This is a genomic window from Paraburkholderia phymatum (assembly GCF_038900715.1).
Taxonomy (GTDB): domain Bacteria; phylum Pseudomonadota; class Gammaproteobacteria; order Burkholderiales; family Burkholderiaceae; genus Paraburkholderia; species Paraburkholderia phymatum_A.
Genome location: NZ_JAYMRZ010000132.1, coordinates 1 through 249, shown reverse-complemented (window position 1 = coordinate 249; position 249 = coordinate 1). Strand labels below are relative to the sequence as shown.

At 67.9% G+C, this 249-nt stretch carries 1 pseudogene; it reads left to right on the top strand.

Features of this window, described 5'->3' with window-relative positions:
* Nucleotides 1-20: 20 nt before the first annotated feature.
* Nucleotides 21-249: pseudogene (locus VSR68_RS42720) on the top strand (Tn3 family resolvase); the annotation flags it as partial.

Genomic DNA, 249 nt, shown 5'->3' with positions numbered 1-249 from the left:
CCGAGAAGCGGGCGAAGCCCATGCAGCTCGCGCAGCTCGAAAAGCTCACAGCGTGGCTCGATGAGCGGATCGCCAGGGAAGCAGACGAGCGCGACCGCAGTGCGTGCATTCGCAACCGGGCCCTAGTGCTGCTGGGCTTCTGGCGCGGCTTTCGCTCCGACGAACTCAGCCGGCTGCGGATCGAGCACGTAGCCGTTGAAGCCGGCCGCGGCATGACGCTGTACCTGCCGCGCACGAAAGGCGACCGCG